The sequence below is a fragment of the Amycolatopsis circi genome (assembly GCF_003385235.1).
Taxonomy (GTDB): Bacteria; Actinomycetota; Actinomycetes; order Mycobacteriales; family Pseudonocardiaceae; genus Amycolatopsis; species Amycolatopsis circi.
Window position 1 is genome coordinate 51,872 of record NZ_PQIA01000039.1, and the last position, 14,173, is coordinate 66,044.

The following is a 14,173-nucleotide window of genomic DNA, read 5'->3' on the forward strand; positions in this document are numbered from 1 at the left end:
GAGCACGGTGAGCCCCTCCCGTTCCGGTCGCGGCCGTGCGCCGAGCGGCCCGCGACCGGGCAGTTACCCGGTGCGGTTCGGGACCGCCGAGCTGCTGCGCGACGCCGATCGGCCCAACGCGTGGATGCTTTCGGTGGGCGGGGTGGCGCAGTCCTACGTCGATCTGGACGACCCGACGAACCTGGAGTTCGACTACGTGCGCCGGCTCGGCGATCTGGTCGACTTCCTTCCGCCCGGACCGCTCGACGCGCTGCACGTCGGCGGCGCGGGCTGTTCTCTCCCGCGCTACGTCGCCGCGACGCGACCGGGTTCGCGGCAGCTGGTCTTCGACGCCGACGAGCCGCTGATCAACCTGGTCCGCGAACAGCTTGACCTGCGCAGCGTCCCGAAGCTGCGGGTGCGGATCGAGGACGGCCGCGCGGGCGTGCGCAGCAGGCACGACGCGACGGCGGACTTGATCGTGCTCGACGCCTTCGAACGCGCGACACTGGCTGGCGGCTTGGCGACCGTCGAATTCGTGACGGACGTCGCCCGCGTGCTGCGGCCGGGCGCCACGATGCTGGCCAACATCTCCGACGGGCCTGGGTTGCCGTTCGCGCGCCGGTTCCTCGCGACGCTGGCTGAGGTGTTTCCGCACGTCGTGCTGCTGGCCGAGCCCAGCGTGCTGCGCGGCCGCCGGTTCGGCAATCTCGTGCTGGCCGCCTCGCGACTCGAACTGCCGACCGCGGAGCTGACCCGGCGCGCGGCGTCCTCGCCGTATCCGGCGCGGGTGGTGCACGGGGACGAGCTGCGTCAGCTTCGGGGGAAGGCCGCGCCGGTCTCCGACGCGGAATCTCTGCCCTCGCCGGTGCCGCCGGACGACGTCCTCGGCCTGTTCTAGGCATAAAAAAGCGGGTTCCCCCCGTACCCGCCAGAGCCCGCTTATCCTTGCTGCCTTCCGGCCCTGGGGAAGTTCACAGGGTGGACGCCACGGGGGGTCCCCGCAGACGACTATAGCGGACTCGGCTGCGGTGCCTCCGACCCCCGCGCCACCCCGGCTTCGACGAGGTCGAGCACCTCCCGCACCGACGCCGGGTCGCGGGCGTCGAACGGGTGCACCGGGACGCCGTCGCGCACGGTCAGCGCCCAGCGCACGTCATGCAGCGGGCGGGTGAGCAGGCCGTCGAAGCAGTTCACCCCGACCACGAACGGCAGCCGCAGCCCTTCGACCGCGTCGAGCACCGGGTACGCGTCCGCGATCCGCCGCGGATCGACCACCACGAGCGCGGCGTCCGCGCCCTGCACGAGGTCCGGCCAGCGGAACCAGAACCGGGCGTGTCCCGGCGCGCCGAACAGGTACCGCCGCCGCTCGCCCTCGCCGAGCCGGCCGAAGTCGAGCGCGGCGGTGGTGTCGCCGGCGTCGGTGCGCACCGGCGCGATTTCCGAAACGGCGTGCACCGCCGTCGTTTTCCCGGCTCCGGCCGGGCCAAGCACGAGAATCTTCACGGGTCAGGCGAACGCGGTGTTCTTCAACTCCTCGACCAGAGCGGGGGTAAGGACTTCGGACGCGCGGTTGGCGAACATCGCCATCTCGTAGGCGATCGTGCCGAGGCTGGCCTGCTTGTTGGCCAGCACGCCGAGCGAGCAGCCGATGCTGATGGTGCAGACCACCAGGTAGCCGCGTTCCAGCTCGACCACGACCTTGTCCGGATCGCCGAGCGGGTGGCTTTCGGACACGCTCTGGGCCAGCGCGAGCATCGCCGAGCAGGTCGCCGCGAGCCGGTCGGCGTCCGCGCGGTCGAGGTCCTGGGACGCGGCGATCAGCAGCCCGTCCGCGGACACCGCGAGCGCGGCGATCGCGCCCGCGGTGTGCAGCGCGAAGCGGTTGACCAGCCAGTTGAAGTTCTGCGCGGCGGCGGGAACGGTCATGATCCTCCTTGATCGGCCTGCTGGGCGGTGACTTGCTGTGCTTTGGCGACGCCGTCGGAAAACGAGTCGAAGGTGGCCCGTTCGGCGGCCGGATCGCGCAATTCGCGGCGCGGCAACGGGGTGCGGACGATCTGCGGCAGTTTGAGCCCGGGAGCCAGCTGGGCGCCGGGGACACGGCGGTAGACGCCGTCACGGGATTCCGGTGTCACCACGGTGAACTGGTGCGTCGGGGACGGGTCCGTCACGTCCGGCGTTTCCGGAGTGTCCTTTTCGGACTCTTCTGGTTCGCCGGGCTCGCCGGGTTCGTCGGGGAGTTCCAGCGTTCCGGCGCGGGAGGCGAATTCCGGCTCCGCCTCCGGCCATTCCGGAGCCACGGCCTGTTCCGGCTCGTCAGCATCGAGTTCCGGCGGGTCGATGAACCACCGGAACCCGGCCGGAGTCGGCGCGGACAGCGCGGCGATCGCGGGCGCGGGCAGCAGCACCGGCCGCGGGTCCGGCACCTGTCCCGGTTCGAAAAGCCCAGGCCCGCGCCGGAAATCGACGTCGCGGGTGAACAACGCCTGCGGCACCGAAACCCGGGCCGTCACGCCGCCGTCCGGAGTGGACTCCAGCTCGACCCGCAGCGAATGCCGCTGAGCGAGCCGCCCGACCACGGCGAGGCCGAGCTGCTGCCCGGAAGCCGCGTCGACCGGTTCGGCGAGCCGCCGGTTCTCCTGCGCCAGCCGGTCCGCGGACAGCCCGACGCCGTGATCGGCAATGCGCACCAGCAGATCGCCGGACGGCTGAAACTCCGTCGAAATCTCCACCGCGGATTCCGGCGGCGAAAACGCGGCGGCGTTTTCCAGCAGCTCGGCGAACAACAGCACCAGGTCGATCCCCAGCGAAGGCGCGAGCAGCGCCTCCGCCGGTTCGCCAAGCCGGATCCGGGATTCGTCGTCGATCTCCGCGGCCGCCGAGCGCAACGCGGTGGCCAGTTCGATCGGACCGCCGACCCGGGTCTCGTCGCGATTGCCGGTCACCACAAGCAGATCGTCGGCAGTGCGGCGCAGCCGGAGCGCGGCGTGCTCCACGCGATGCAGCCCGGCGAGCAGCACCGGATCCTCAGCGCCGCGCGCCAGCTCCTCGACCACCGTGCGCTGGCCCGCGACCAGGTTCTGCGTGCGCTTGGCCGCTCCGACCAGCAGCTGGACCCCGGCGCGGCGCGCGTTCGCCTGCTCGGTCACCGCTTCCGCGGCAGACCCGCGAAGCCGGTTGAACGCGTCGGCCAGCTCGGCCAATTCGCCGACGGTTCCGGCGTCGAGAGCGGGCAGCGACGGTTGCGGCGGGTCCGATCCCGGCTCGGCGACCTGAACCAATTCAGCGGCGGCGAGGTCGGCGGTCGAATGCGCTTGGGCGCTCAGCCGGCGCAGCGGTCGGGCGACGGATCGGGCGGCCAGCACGGACAAAGCGGCAACAAGTCCAAAAAGGACGATCGCGGCGCCGCCGACGATGATCGCCGTCCGGGTCGCGCTGGACGCTTTCGCGGAGGCTGCGTCGGCGATCACACCGGCGAGCCGGGTTTCCACCGCGTCGCGCTGATCGGCGAGCTGAGTACCGGCAGTGACCACATCGGACACAAACTGCCGGTCTTGCCCCGGCGCGGCGGCCAGCCGGTCGAGCTGCTGGGCCGTCGCCCCGGTCTCGACCGCGGCGAGCTGTGCCGCGTCCTGGCTCCCGGCCAGCCGGGCGAACTGTTCTCCGTAGACGGCAGCGCGCTGACCTGCGCGATCAACTCCGGCCGACGCGATCAGTGCGGTCGCCCGGGCCGCTCGCTGCTCGTCCTCGCGCAGCAGCGCGTCGAGGGCGCCGAGCTGCCGGGCGCCGGTGTCGTCCGCGGTAGCCAGTCCCAGTGCGTCAATCACGCCGACGGACAGGGAATCGTAGCCAGAAGCGATGTCAGCTACGGAAATCTGCCTATTGAGCGCGTTCTGCCGCAGTTTCGACAGCGCACCACCTGGACTGACCAGGCTGCCCGCGACCCCCTGTGCAGCGCTGTCCACCACCTGCTGCTGCCGGACGAGCGCCGTATTGGTGGCCGACGGGTCAGCGACATAAGCGGCCGTGAGCAGGCTTTCCCGCTGCAACTGGCCGACCAGGCCGCCCGCCCGCTGGGCCCGGGCTGCGGTGTCCGAAGCGGTCGCGGCCGTTGACGCGGCGGTGACCTGGGCAAACACGAGCGGAACCGCCGCCGCCACGACCAGGATCAGCGGAGCTACGACCAATACGGTCACTCGCGCTTGCACAGTGCGGATTCCGACGCGGTCGAGCAGCCGCGCAGCGGATTCATGCGACCGGGCCGAGCCGTCGCGCATCCACGTCACCTTCCGTTCCCGAGAGGTCCCGACGAGACCGAGGCGTGGAGTGCACCGAACGGGGACACCCGCAGGACGCTACTACTCTCAGTAGCACTCGTCGCGGTACGCACATGGTCGGACACCCCACGTCTGCGCAGAGCTTAGCGAGGCTTGCAAGATCTAGACAATGCCCTCTTGTACCGTGTCGCGCCCTGACACGCTGGGGTTTTCCCGGCGAGCGGCACCCACCGGAGGACTCCCGCGAGGAGAATGGCCGATATGCGCACCGCTCCTGTCTCCGCCGACGTCGCCGCCGCCCATCTTCGCCTCCGACCACACGTCCGGTGGACGCCGCTGTTACGCACCGAAATCGACGGCCGACCGCTCGTCCTCAAGCTGGAGCACCTCCAGCGGTCCGGTTCGTTCAAGCTCCGCGGCGCGGTGAACGCCCTGCTCACCGGCCCCAAGCCGAAGCGAGTGGTCACCGCGTCGGGCGGTAACCACGGGCTCGGCGTCGCCACCGCCGCGCAGTCGCTAGGCATTCCCGCGGTCGTCTACGTGCCGGAGTCCGTGCCGGAAGCGAAGGCCTTGGGCATCGAAGCGGCTGGCGCAAAGCTCATCCGACACGGCGCGGCCTACGCCGAAGCAGCTGCCGCCGCGCTGGCCGTCGCCGAGGAGCCCGGCACCCGCTACCTGCACGCGTACGACGACGCCGACGTCATCGCCGGGCAAGGAACCGCGACTGCGGAGATCGTGGTCGACGCACCGGACGTCGACGCCATCGCGGTCGCAGTGGGCGGCGGCGGGTTGGCGTCCGGCGCGACGCTGGCCGCGGACGGCCGTCAGGTGTTCGCGGTGGAGCCGGAGCACTGCCAGGCCCTGCACGCCGCCCTCACCGCGGGCGAGCCGGTGGACGTCACCATCGACTCCGTCGCCGCCTCCGCACTCGGCGCGACCCGCGTCGGCGAGCTGGCGTTCGGCATCCTCAACTCGCCGTCCGTCACGTCCGTGCTGGTGTCCGACGCCGAAATCCTCGCCGCGCGCGACCTGCTGTGGCGCGACTTCCGGCTCGTCGTCGAACCGGCCGCCGCCGCACCGCTGGCCGCCTGGCTGGCCGGGCGCATCCCGGCCGAGCTGCCGTGTTTTGTCTTGTGCGGAGCCAATACCTCGGTCACTTTTGCGTGAGGTCGTACACCGTCGCGCCGCCGACCGTGGTGGCGCGGAAGTGCTGCTGAACCCAGGTGGTGATCTTCCCCGAGGTGCCGCGGCTGCCGCCAAAACCGCCAAAGCCGCCAGGGCCGCCGCGGCCGTTGCGCGCGGCGACGACGAAGTAGTGGATGTCGCCGCTCGTCACGTACTGCTGGAACTGCGCGAGCGTCGGCGCGGGATCGCTCCCGCTGAAACCGCCGACCGCGAGCACCGGTTTGCCGCTGTTCAACGCCAGCCCAGCGGCCTGCATCGCACCGGTTTCCGCGGCGGCCCACTTCGTCGTCGTGGTCTCCAGCAACCGGTTCAGCTCCACATTGGACTGTTGCGGCCCGCCAAAGCTGACGCGGCCCTTGTGCTGGCTCTGCGGCCCGGACGCCGGACTTCCGCCGGTATGCGCCGTCGACGCGGTAGCCACGGTGAAGGACGCCATCCCCAGCAAGGCAGCCACGAGCGCCAGCACCGCGACGGCTCGGCGTGCGGTCCCGATCAACAGCGCAACCACGCCTAGGACGCCGAGCACCAGAACGGTGTACCGCACCCACGGCTGCCAGTTCGGAGTCCGGTCCAGCAGCACGAAACTCCACACGACGGTGGCCGCCAGCATCACCGCGAGCACCACTCGCGGGGCCAGATAAGCGCGGCCGCGCCACAGCTCGGTCGCGGAAATCGCTACGGTGGCGGCGATTCCGGGCGCGAGCGCGACGGTGTAGTACGGGTGGATGATCCCGCTCATGTAGCTGAACACGACAACGCTGACCACCGTCCAGGCACCCCACAGCAGCAGCGCTGCCCGGGTGTGATCAGTGCGCGGCGTTCGGCGGGTGAACCACAGCCCAGCCACGAGCCCGATCAACGCCGCGGGCAACAGCCAGGACGCCTCGCCGCCGAACTGCTCGGTGAACAATCGCGTCAAACCGGTCTGCCCGCCGAAACCGCGCATTGCCTCGCCGTGAGAGACGTCCGGCAGTTTTGGTCGCGCGTCCCCGCCGTGCGACTGTCCGAAAATCCGGCCGAGTCCGTTGTACCCGAAGGCCAATTCCAGCACGCTGTTGTTCGTCGACCCGCTGATGTACGGCCGGTCGGCCACCGGCCACAACGCCACCGCGAGCACCCACCAGCCGGCGGAAACCACGACCGCACCGGCGGCGGCGAGCAGTTGCCACACTCGCCGTCCGAGCGAAGTCGGTGCGGCGACCGCGTAGGCGAGCACGAAAGCAGGCAACACCAGAAACGCCTGCAGCATCTTGTCGAGGAATCCGAAGCCGATCGCGACACCCGCCAGCAGCAACCACTTCGTGCTCGCCTTTTCCAGCGCCCGCACCAGGAAATACCCGCCCGCGACGAGCAGCAGCACCAGGAACGCGTCCGGATTGTTGAACCGGAACATCAACGCGGCCACCGGAGTGAGCGCGAGCAACGACCCGGCCAGCAGTCCGGCGACCGGACCGGAAAGCCGCCGCACCGCCAGGTACAGCAGGCCGACCGAGCCCACGCCCGCCAGCGCGTCCGGAACCAGCATGCTCCAGCTGGAGAATCCGAAGATCCGCCCGGACAATCCCATCATCCACAGGGAAAGCGGCGGTTTGTCGACGGTGACCACGTTGCCCGGATCAAGGGAGCCGAAGAACCACGCTTTCCAGTCCCACGTGCCCGCTTGCACGGCCATCGCGTAGAAGTCGTTGCCCCAGCCGGAAATCGCGACATTGGTGAGATACAGCACGGCAGTGCCGAGCAGCAACACCGCGACCGCGGGGCGTACCCAACGTGGCGTGCCCACCGTGTCGGATGCGGCTGCGGGCGCGTCGACAGTCGTCATGCCCGCAATTCTCGCGGTCCGGGCTGTGCGCGGGCTGTGAATCACTCACGATGCGGTGTTGCCACCGTCACGCAATTGCGGAAACGAAGTCACGAATTCGGTACGCCCTGGCCCGCTCGTGACCATCACCCGTCCGGAATGCGCGGAGACCACCGCGGCGACAATCGCCAGCCCCAGCCCGGTGCTCCCAGCGGCACGCGAACGCGAATTGTCGCCGCGCGCGAACCGCTCGAATACCTCGGGCAGGATTTCCGGCGGAATTCCCGGCCCATCGTCCACAACGGACAAAGTAACCCATCCGTCGCGTGTGGACAGTGCGGTCGTCACCGTGGTTCCGGCGGGCGTGTGCGTGCGGGCATTGCCGAGGAGATTCAGCACCACCTGGTGCAGTTGCCCGGAATCGCCCAGCACCGCGATCGGCTCTCCGGGAAGTTCCAGCAGCCACTTGTGTTCCGGGCCGGCGACGTGCGAATCGGCGACCGCGTCCGCGACCAGCCGGGACAAATCGACCGGCTCGTGCACCACCGGACGCCCGGAGTCGAGCCGGGCGAGCAGCAGCAAATCCTCCACGAGCGTCGTCATCCGCGCCGATTCGGATTCCACCCGGCTCATCGCGAAGGCGATGTCCGGCGGCACCTGTTCGCCGCTGCGCCGGGTCAGCTCCGCGTATCCGCGAATCGCGGCGAGCGGCGTGCGCAATTCGTGGCTCGCGTCCGCGACGAACTGCCGCACCCGGCTTTCGCTGGCCTGGCGGACGGCGAGCGCCTCGGCGATGTGGCCCAGCATCCGGTTGATCGCCGAGCCGACCTTGCCGACCTCGGTCCGCGGGTCAGTGTCCACTTCGGGCACTCGCTCGGACAGCGCGACCTCGCCGCGGTCCAGCGGCAGTTCGGACACCCGGGACGCGGTGGCGGCGAGCCGGTCGAGCGGAGCCATCGTGCGCCGGATCGTGACCGCACCGGCGAACCCGGCGACGAGAATGCCGCACAGCGCGACGCCGCCGAAGATGAATCCCAGCCGCCACAACGTTTCCGCGACCCGGTTCATCGGCAACCCGATCACGGTGAACTCGCCGCGCGGCGAATACGTCGCGACCACGCGGTACTTCCCGAGGTTCCCCGGAAGCTCGACCGTGCGGCGCTGGCCGTTCGGCGCGAGCACGAGCAGGACCCGGTCCTGGTCCGGCGTCAGCTGGACCAGGCCGAACGGGCCGATCACCTGCCCGTTGACCGTTCCGTCGTGGACAGTCAGGCTGAGCGTCCCCTCGGGCTGGCCGAGCACGCGCAACGGGTCCGGCGGCAGCTTGCCCGAACCGTTGATGGGCGGACGCGGCACGCCGTGGCGGAACCCGCGATCGCTGGCCGCCGCCAGTTGTCCGTCGAGCTGCCCGACGAGAAAGCTGTTCAACGCGAATTCGGTGACCACGCCGACCACCAGGCAGACCAACGCGAGCAGCGCCGCCAGCTGCATGATCAGCCGGCGGCGCAACGACCACGGACGACGGCCGGGCCGGACGCCCGGATCAGCCCGCGGCTGGCTTGAGGACATATCCGGCGCCGCGCATGGTGTGGATCATCGGTTCCCGATCGGCGTCGATTTTCTTGCGGAGGTAGGAAATGTACAGCTCGACGATATTGGCCTGGCCGCCGAAATCGTAGCTCCACACCCGGTCGAGGATCTGCGCCTTCGACAGTACCCGGCGCGGATTGCGCATCAGGTAGCGCAGCAATTCGAACTCGGTCGCGGTGAGCGGGACCAGGTCGCCGCCGCGGTGCACCTCGCGGCTGTCCTCGTCCAGCGTCAAATCGCCGACCACCAGCTGCGATCCGGTCGAACCGGAAACACCGCCCGCCCGGCGCAGCAGCGCGCGCAGCCGCAGCGCCACCTCTTCCAGGCTGAACGGTTTGGTCACGTAATCGTCGCCGCCCGCGGTGAGCCCGGCGATCCGGTCCTCCACCGCGTCTTTCGCGGTAAGGAAAAGAACGGGCAGATACGGCGTCTCGGCGCGCATCCGGCGCAGCACCTCGAGTCCGTCGAAATCGGGCAGCATCACGTCGAGCACCACGGCGTCCGGACGGAAATCGCGGCCGACGCGCACCGCCTCGGCTCCGGTGCCCGCGCTGCGCACCTCCCAGCCCTCCATCCGCAGGGCCATCGACACGAGTTCGGCCAGCGTCGATTCGTCGTCGACGACCAGGACGCGGACCGGGCTGCCGTCCGCGCGGCGCAGTTCGGCCTTGCCCCGGCCGGCAGATGCGGCGTTCACGCTGCTCATGGTGCCATCTTTAGGCCCGGCCTTCAGGTCGGGCTGTGCCCCCGCTGTGCGTTTCCTGTGCGTGTTCCCCCGGATGGGCGCACAGGTGCCCCCCACGTCCGCCACAGGTTCCGCACAGCGGCCGCCCCGACGCTCGGGAAGAACAAGCCCGAACGTTCCGGAGGAGACCATGACGACCGATCCAGCACAGGGCGCGACCTGGGGAGAGCAGCCTGCTCCCGCTTCCGGCGGCAGCGGCCCGGGGAAGGCGTGGTCGGGCCGGAAAACCGTGATCGCGGCGGGCGTCGCGGTAGTGATCGCGGTGGGCGGCGGACTGGCGATCTGGGCGGGCACCAGCGGCAACAACGCGACCGCGCAGCAGGGCCAGGGTCCCGGCGGATTCGGCGGTCCGGGCGGACAGGGCGGTTTCGCCGGTCGCGGCGGCATGGGCGGGATGGCCGCGTTGCGGGATGCGCTGCACGGCGACTTCGTCGTGGCCGATCCGGCTGGCGGATATGTCACCGAACGCCTGCAGACCGGGACGATCACCGAACTCAGCGCCACCTCGGTGACTTTGACGAGCAAGGACGGCTACAAGCAGAGCTACACGCTGGATTCGTCGACCAACAAGACCGGTTCGCCCAAGTCCGGCGACAACGTCACCGTCGTCGCGAAGGTCCAGGGCACCACGGCCACCGCGACCTCGCTGGGCGAAGCTCAGCAGTTCGGCAACGGACAACCTCGCCGCCGCGGGTAGTCCGTGAAGGGCCCCTTGCGGGAATCTGGTTCCAATGCCAGGGACTTAAGCGGCGTGGCCTCACGCCTACCGACCGTCCACAAAGGCCACCACTTCCGCCGAAATGCCCGACCCATGCCCACTTAGCCGCTTCCGCGCGTCCGTGAGGGGGACCCTGAGGGACTCAGAGTCCCTCAGGGTTCCCCTCACGGACAGCAAACCCTGTGCCCACGACCAGGACAGGCACACTTCGAACCCCACCCACAGCCCCGCCTTAAGTCCCTGGCATTGGAATCTGGTTCCCTCAAGGAGTCCTTCACAGCGAGCGAGGAGGCTGTCGTGAAGCGGTGGATCACGTTGGCGTGCGGTGTGGTGCTGGTGCTCGTCGGCGCGGTGTGGGTGCTGCAGGGCGTCGGCGTGCTGACCGGAAGTTTCATGACCGGGCAGAAGCTGTGGTTCCTGATCGGGCTGGTCGCGTTCCTGGTCGGCGTAGTCCTCGTCGCGGCCACCACGTTCCGGAAACGCGTCCGCTGACTCATCGCGTGAAAATCTCGAACACCGGGTAGCCCGGCGCGATCTCCAGCAGCTTCTCCTCCGGCGCCTTCGCGTCCACGCCGTCGAAGAACACGCCGACCTCGAACGCCCAGCGCTTGAGGTACGAGCGCAGGATGGCGGGCTTCTCCTCGTCGGACAGCTCGCGGTAGGTGAACGTCTCGGTGCGCCGTCCGACGGTCAGCTGGCCTTCGCCCGCGAAGCGGAGGTTCCGCACCCACTGGGTTTCGCCGCGCGCGGCCACCAGGTACTGCTTGCCCTCGAACGGCAGCAGGTTCACCGGCACCTCGCGCAGTTCGCCGGACTTGCGGCCGCGAACGCCCAGCACCCGGCTGCCCCACACGCTGACGCCGCGCTTGGTGAGCCAGCGGACGAGGCCGTTGAACGCCGCGGTCGACTTGCCCGGTTCGACGTAACGAGTGCTGGTCATCGGATTCTCCTCGGCTTGCGAGAGCGGTGCTCTCTGTTGTGAACAGTGAACACCCGCAGGCCGTCTCACGTCAAGAGCAGTGCTCTCGATTTTGCGCGACGCTCTCAATCGAGGCACACTGATCACATGACTGCCGCACCCCGGACCGCCCGCGAACGGGTCCGCGCCGAGCTGACCCGCGAGATCAAGGACGAGGCCCGCCGCCAGCTGGCCGAGGTCGGCGCACACGGGCTTTCCCTGCGTGCCGTCGCCCGCGAGCTGGGGATGGTCTCGTCGGCGCTGTACCGATACTTCCCGAGCCGCGACCACCTGCTCACCGCGCTGATCGTCGACGCGTACAACGCCGTCGGCGACGCGGCTGAACAGGCCGACCCGCACACCGGCGACCCGCGTACGCGCTGGCGCGCCGTCTGGCGTGCGACCCGCGATTGGGCCCGCGCGAACCCGCACGAGTACGCGCTCATCTACGGCTCGCCCATCCCCGGCTACCAAGCTCCGCAGGACACCGTCGGGCCCGCCGGACGAGTGGCGTTCGCGCTGGTCGCAGTGCTGCGCGACGCACACCCGCACGAGCCCGCGGTCACCGCGCCGATGTCGGAAGAGCTGCGCGCGCAGGCCGATCAGCTCACCCGGGTCCTGGAGATCGACGCGCCCGCAGAGGTCGTCATGCGTTCCATCGCCGCCTGGACGCAGCTGTTCGGCGCGCTCAACTTCGAGCTGTTCGGCCAGTACGTCGGCAGCGTCGACCCGGCGGACGCGTACTTCGAGCACCTCATCGGGCAGATGGCGGACTTCGTCGGTCTGTAGTCCGGGGTAAGTTCGCCGTGGCGCAAGAACGAAAGGCGGGTTCGACGTGACGGGATGGGCCGGGCGGGTCGGCAGGATCCGAGTGATCGGCACCGGGGTGATGGGACGCGGCATCGTCCAGCTCGCCGCGACCGGCGGAGTCACCGTGGAACTCGCGGACGTGCGGCCGGACGCGGTCAACGCGGCGATCGAGCACGTCGGCGCGATGGTCGACCGGCTGGTCGCCAAGGGCAAGCTGACCGAGGAGGCCGGCCGCGCGGCGAAGGAACGCCTGGTCCCGGTCGACGGTCCGCACGCACCCGCCGAGGACGTGGATCTGGTGATCGAAGCCGTCCGCGAAGACTTGGAAACGAAGCGAACGCTCTTCGCTGGCCTGGAGAAAATCTGTGGCCCGGACACCATCTTCGCGACCAACACCAGCTCGCTGTCCGTCACCGAGATCGCCGCTGGCCTGGCTGATCCCTCGCGGATGGTCGGCCTGCACTTCTTCAACCCAGTCCCGCTGATGCGCCTGGTCGAGGTCATCCCCGGCGCGCGCACCGCCGACTGGCTTCCCAGCGAAGCGCTGGAACTCGTCCGCAGCTGGGGCCACGAACCCGTGCTGGCGAAGGACGCCCCCGGCTTCCTCGTCAACCACGCGGGCCGCGGCTTGAACACCGAAGCCCTGCAAATCCTTTCCGAGTCTTTAGCTTCTCCCGCCGAAATCGACCGCATCGCGCGCGACGTCCTCGGCCTCAAGCTGGGCCCGTTCGAGCTACTGGACCTCACCGGCCTGGACGTCTCCCACGCAGTACTGGAAAGCATCTGGAGCGGCTTCCACGCCGAACCACGCCTGCGCCCGTCGTGGCTTACTCGTCCGCGCGTCGCCGCCGGACTCTTCGGCCGCAAAACCGGCGAAGGCTTCTACCGCTATGTCGACGGAAAACAAGAACTTCCGCCGGAACCCGCGGCCCCGCCCGCCCCCACCATGCCGGTCTACGCGGCCGACGAACGACTGGGTCGCCTCCTGTCCGCAGCAGGCGTCGACGTAGTCCCAGACGCCTACCCCGACACGGTTCTCCTGGTAACCCTGCGCGGCGAGTCCACTGTGGAGGCTGCTCGACAACTGGAGCTGCCCGCCTCGCGCGTCGTCGGAATCGACGCACTGGGCTACGAAGCGCGCTTCACGATGTCTGTCCACTCTGGACTGGACCCGCACTACGGCCGCGCCGCCTGGGGTGCCCTGGCCGCGACCGGAACCCCCGTAACGGTAGTCCGCGACGGTTCCGCCCCGATCGCACAACGCCTTCTGGCATCAATCATCAACACGGCCTGCTATATCGCCGACCAGGGTCTCGCGGCCCCCGCCGACATCGACACCGCCGTACGCCTAGGCCTGGGCTACCCCCGCGGCCCGCTGGAATGGGGCGACCTGGTCGGCCCAGAAAAAGTCCTGCGAATCCTGAACGGCCTACTACGCGCCACCGGCGACCCGCGCTACCGCCCAAGCGGCTGGCTGACCGAACGGGTCGCGCTGGGCCTGCCACTCTCCTCCACCGGCACCCGCCCCGCTGATCTGGCCTGAGGTTTTTGTCGGTGGCAGGTCGTACCGTCCGCGGTATGGCCTTCACCATCGACTTGACCTTGGACTGCACCAACGCGCAACTCCTCGCGGAGTTCTGGAAAACGGCACTGGGCTATATCGACGAACCGCCGCCCCCGCCGTTCACAACCCGCGAGGAGTGGCTAGCGCAATTCGATCTGCCCGAGGACGAGTCAGCGGAGGACGGTGCCTGGCTGTGCCATCCGGCGGGAGCCGGTCCGAGGCTGGCGATCCTGAAGGTTCCGGAACCGAAGACAGTCAAGAACCGACTGCACATCGACATCCGAGTGCCGAGAGATGCCGATCCCGCCCAACGGTGGGCAACGGTCAAAGGCGAGGCCGAACGCCTGGCGGCAGCAGGCGGGACGATCCTGGTGGAACACGACGGACATCATGTGACGATGGCAGATCCGGAGGGAAACGAGTTCTGCGTAGCCCCCACCCCCGCAGGATTCGCCCGTGTCTCTTATCAACATCTCCGAGCCCACGAGCCCGAGGCTGAACTCATATGCCGGCCTCTGCTTAAAAAAAAAAAACAGCATAACG

Annotated in this window: 14 protein-coding genes and 1 other RNA gene; 7 read left to right on the forward strand and 8 right to left on the reverse strand. The window is 69.4% G+C overall.

The features are described 5' to 3' along the window. Positions 1 to 7 precede the first annotated feature (7 nt). Positions 8 to 880 carry a fused MFS/spermidine synthase gene (locus tag D0D37_RS18895; RefSeq protein WP_116201891.1) on the forward strand — a complete coding sequence of 291 codons (873 nt, stop codon included), beginning with the start codon at positions 8 to 10 and terminating at the stop codon, positions 878 to 880. Between the two features lie 5 nt (positions 881 to 885). Here the strand turns inward: D0D37_RS18895 and ffs are convergent. From ffs to D0D37_RS18915, 4 genes are all read right to left on the reverse strand, one after another. Continuing rightward, positions 886 to 985, reverse strand: an RNA gene (gene ffs, locus D0D37_RS18900) — signal recognition particle sRNA small type. A 5-nt stretch (positions 986 to 990) separates the two neighbouring features. Next, positions 991 to 1,485 (reverse strand): GTP-binding protein, encoded by a 495-nt coding sequence (locus D0D37_RS18905; protein ID WP_116201876.1) that lies wholly within the window; start codon positions 1,483 to 1,485, stop codon positions 991 to 993. 3 nt (positions 1,486 to 1,488) lie between these two features. Further along, positions 1,489 to 1,908, reverse strand: a complete 420-nt coding sequence (locus D0D37_RS18910) for a roadblock/LC7 domain-containing protein (RefSeq protein WP_009084595.1) — start codon at positions 1,906 to 1,908, stop codon at positions 1,489 to 1,491. Beyond that, positions 1,905 to 4,259, reverse strand: a complete 2,355-nt coding sequence (locus tag D0D37_RS18915; protein ID WP_116201877.1) for a sensor histidine kinase — start codon at positions 4,257 to 4,259, stop codon at positions 1,905 to 1,907. Before D0D37_RS18915 ends, D0D37_RS18910 begins: the two co-directional genes overlap by 4 nt. Positions 4,260 to 4,520: 261 nt before the next feature. Here D0D37_RS18915 and D0D37_RS18920 point away from each other — a divergent pair, with 261 nt between their 5' ends. Next, the gene (locus tag D0D37_RS18920) at positions 4,521 to 5,426 is read left to right on the forward strand and encodes a serine/threonine dehydratase (protein ID WP_116201878.1); all 906 of its coding nucleotides are present in this window, start codon (positions 4,521 to 4,523) and stop codon (positions 5,424 to 5,426) included. Here the strand turns inward: D0D37_RS18920 and D0D37_RS18925 are convergent. The 3 genes from D0D37_RS18925 to D0D37_RS18935 are packed head-to-tail and all read right to left on the reverse strand — an operon-like array spanning position 5,413 to position 9,541. After that, entirely contained in the window at positions 5,413 to 7,266 is a 1,854-nt protein-coding gene (locus tag D0D37_RS18925; RefSeq protein ID WP_208720030.1) for a glycosyltransferase family 39 protein, read from the reverse strand. The two genes, D0D37_RS18920 and D0D37_RS18925, sit on opposite strands and share 14 nt — an antisense overlap. 45 nt (positions 7,267 to 7,311) lie before the next feature. Then, positions 7,312 to 8,814 (reverse strand): sensor histidine kinase, encoded by a 1,503-nt coding sequence (locus D0D37_RS18930; protein ID WP_116201879.1) that lies wholly within the window; start codon positions 8,812 to 8,814, stop codon positions 7,312 to 7,314. After that, the gene (locus tag D0D37_RS18935) at positions 8,789 to 9,541 is read right to left on the reverse strand and encodes a response regulator transcription factor (protein WP_043834561.1); all 753 of its coding nucleotides are present in this window, start codon (positions 9,539 to 9,541) and stop codon (positions 8,789 to 8,791) included. Before D0D37_RS18935 ends, D0D37_RS18930 begins: the two co-directional genes overlap by 26 nt. 169 nt (positions 9,542 to 9,710) lie before the next feature. On the opposite strand from D0D37_RS18935, the gene D0D37_RS18940 reads away from it, so the two are divergent. Beyond that, positions 9,711 to 10,277 (forward strand): hypothetical protein, encoded by a 567-nt coding sequence (locus D0D37_RS18940; RefSeq protein ID WP_116201880.1) that lies wholly within the window; start codon positions 9,711 to 9,713, stop codon positions 10,275 to 10,277. A 318-nt stretch (positions 10,278 to 10,595) separates the two neighbouring features. Beyond that, a complete protein-coding gene (locus D0D37_RS48000) occupies positions 10,596 to 10,790 on the forward strand; it encodes a hypothetical protein (RefSeq protein WP_037809354.1) in 195 nt (64 codons plus the stop codon). A 1-nt stretch (position 10,791) separates the two neighbouring features. Here D0D37_RS48000 and D0D37_RS18950 read toward each other — a convergent pair whose 3' ends face one another. Continuing rightward, the gene (locus tag D0D37_RS18950; protein ID WP_116201882.1) at positions 10,792 to 11,238 is read right to left on the reverse strand and encodes a nitroreductase family deazaflavin-dependent oxidoreductase; all 447 of its coding nucleotides are present in this window, start codon (positions 11,236 to 11,238) and stop codon (positions 10,792 to 10,794) included. Between the two features lie 126 nt (positions 11,239 to 11,364). Here D0D37_RS18950 and D0D37_RS18955 point away from each other — a divergent pair, with 126 nt between their 5' ends. From D0D37_RS18955 to D0D37_RS18965, 3 genes are all read left to right on the forward strand, one after another. Further along, complete coding sequence (locus D0D37_RS18955; protein WP_116201883.1) at positions 11,365 to 12,045, forward strand: TetR/AcrR family transcriptional regulator; 681 nt, start codon at positions 11,365 to 11,367, stop codon at positions 12,043 to 12,045. A 46-nt stretch (positions 12,046 to 12,091) separates the two neighbouring features. Next, positions 12,092 to 13,609 carry a 3-hydroxyacyl-CoA dehydrogenase gene (locus D0D37_RS18960; protein ID WP_116201884.1) on the forward strand — a complete coding sequence of 506 codons (1,518 nt, stop codon included), beginning with the start codon at positions 12,092 to 12,094 and terminating at the stop codon, positions 13,607 to 13,609. A gap of 35 nt (positions 13,610 to 13,644) precedes the next feature. Further along, positions 13,645 to 14,173, forward strand: a 529-nt coding sequence (locus D0D37_RS18965) for a VOC family protein (protein WP_162834312.1), incomplete at its 3' end; no start/stop codon positions are given.

Excerpts from the sequence above, each read along its gene's own strand:
- D0D37_RS18925 (WP_208720030.1), bottom strand. The coding sequence starts at position 7,266 with ATGACGACTGTCGACGCGCCCGCAGCCGCATCCGACACGGTGGGCACG.
- D0D37_RS18910 (WP_009084595.1), bottom strand. The coding sequence starts at position 1,908 with ATGACCGTTCCCGCCGCCGCGCAGAACTTCAACTGGCTGGTCAACCGC.
- D0D37_RS18920 (WP_116201878.1), top strand. The coding sequence starts at position 4,521 with ATGCGCACCGCTCCTGTCTCCGCCGACGTCGCCGCCGCCCATCTTCGC.
- D0D37_RS18950 (WP_116201882.1), bottom strand. The coding sequence starts at position 11,238 with ATGACCAGCACTCGTTACGTCGAACCGGGCAAGTCGACCGCGGCGTTC.
- D0D37_RS18940 (WP_116201880.1), top strand. The coding sequence starts at position 9,711 with ATGACGACCGATCCAGCACAGGGCGCGACCTGGGGAGAGCAGCCTGCT.
- D0D37_RS18930 (WP_116201879.1), bottom strand. The coding sequence starts at position 8,814 with ATGTCCTCAAGCCAGCCGCGGGCTGATCCGGGCGTCCGGCCCGGCCGT.
- D0D37_RS18955 (WP_116201883.1), top strand. The coding sequence starts at position 11,365 with ATGACTGCCGCACCCCGGACCGCCCGCGAACGGGTCCGCGCCGAGCTG.
- D0D37_RS18915 (WP_116201877.1), bottom strand. The coding sequence starts at position 4,259 with ATGCGCGACGGCTCGGCCCGGTCGCATGAATCCGCTGCGCGGCTGCTC.
- D0D37_RS18935 (WP_043834561.1), bottom strand. The coding sequence starts at position 9,541 with ATGAGCAGCGTGAACGCCGCATCTGCCGGCCGGGGCAAGGCCGAACTG.